Here is a 1,321-nt window from a genome sequence, read left to right as displayed (position 1 = left end):
GAGGCCGTGTGACCTCACGCTGTCGGTGATACGAATTTACAACTGAGACTGAATATAGTTTTGCAGACCGATTTTCTTAATCAGACCAAGTTGCTTTTCGAGCCACCAGGCGTGATCGACTTCGGTATCATCGAGCAGTTTTTCAAGGATTTCACGACTGTGATAATCCTGAGCGTCTTCACAGACCTTAATCGCGTCAACAAGTGCTTTTTGCACTTCGTACTCAACCTGAAGGTCATTATCGAGCATGGCAGGTACATCCTGGCCAATACGTAACGGGATTCGAGACACCATGTCGGGGATGCCTTCCAAAAACAGCATACGTTCAATCAACGCTTTGGCATGGCCCTTTTCATCTTCAAACTCGTGCGCAATACGCTCATGTAATTTGCTGATACCCCAATCGGCGTACATCTCAGAATGGATGAAGTACTGATCCATGGCGGTGAGTTCGAGGGCGAGTAATCCGTTAAGCGCATCGATGACTTTTTGCTGACCTTTCATGTGTTATCCCCTTAACCCATTTGCGATTGTAAGTAGTTTTCAATTCCGGTGTTGCTGATCAGATACTGCTGAGCTTCGATCCAGTCAACGTGCTCTTCTTCGTATTCAAGGATTTCTTCGAGTATATCCCGGGTCACGTAGTCGCCGGCCTTTTCAGACAATGCAATCGATTCACGTAACAAGTCTAATTGTTCGAGCTGGAAAGTCATGTCGCATTCGAGCATCTCTTCGGTATGTTCGCCGATGCGTAACTTACCCAATGCCTGCAAATTCGGCAGTCCTTCGAGAAACAGAATGCGCTCGATAAGCTCATCGGCCTGTTTCATATCTTTAATGGATTTTTTGTAGGATTTTTCATTGAGGGCATTCAGTCCCCAATTTTTATACATTCGAGCGTGTAAGAAGAACTGATTAATGGACGTCAGTTCCTGCATCAATACTTTGTTCAGGTGCGCGATAACTGTCTTATCACCTTTCATTTTTGGCACTCCCTATCGTTATTATGCGATAAGGTTAGTCCAAACCGGAGCCCTGAGCAAAAAAAGCTCACGCGAATATTTTGAACGATTATCATTAGCGCTGAAGGGGAAGTAGGGCGAGCTAGTGGATGACGCTGGCGGACTGATTTCCCTGAACATCGATAACAGATTGCATCCACAGATCCACGGCGCAGATCGGACTGTTGGCGACATCGCGCAGTGGCTTCAAGCAGCGATCCAGCGAAGTAAGTAATGGCTTACCATCGAGCTGACCTTCGACCTGATCGATAAAGGGATCAAGGTCATTGAAATATCCGCCTTTGCGTAGCGAGTAAACC

At 46.4% G+C, this 1,321-nt stretch carries 3 protein-coding genes; all 3 read right to left on the bottom strand.

Translation table 11 applies throughout. From position 1 onward, the window contains the following. Positions 1–36: 36 nt before the first annotated feature. The gene (gene bfr, locus BGP77_RS17855) at positions 37–504 is read right to left on the bottom strand and encodes a bacterioferritin (protein WP_108166142.1); all 468 of its coding nucleotides are present in this window, start codon (positions 502–504) and stop codon (positions 37–39) included. Positions 505–515: 11 nt separating this feature from the next. Next, positions 516–983, bottom strand: a complete 468-nt coding sequence (gene bfr / locus BGP77_RS17850) for a bacterioferritin (protein WP_108166141.1) — start codon at positions 981–983, stop codon at positions 516–518. A gap of 121 nt (positions 984–1,104) precedes the next feature. Further along, positions 1,105–1,321 (bottom strand): hypothetical protein (locus tag BGP77_RS18090; RefSeq protein ID WP_158269428.1); only part of this gene is annotated, 217 nt, incomplete at its 5' end.

It is taken from the genome of Saccharospirillum sp. MSK14-1 (assembly GCF_003054965.1).
Lineage (GTDB): Bacteria > Pseudomonadota > Gammaproteobacteria > Pseudomonadales > Natronospirillaceae > Saccharospirillum.
This window is presented reverse-complemented; position numbering and strand designations above follow the sequence as displayed.

What these genes read in the sequence shown, in the direction of transcription:
- bfr (WP_108166142.1), bottom strand. Translation starts at nt 504, where the DNA reads ATGAAAGGTCAGCAAAAAGTCATCGATGCGCTTAACGGATTACTCGCC.
- bfr (WP_108166141.1), bottom strand. Translation starts at nt 983, where the DNA reads ATGAAAGGTGATAAGACAGTTATCGCGCACCTGAACAAAGTATTGATG.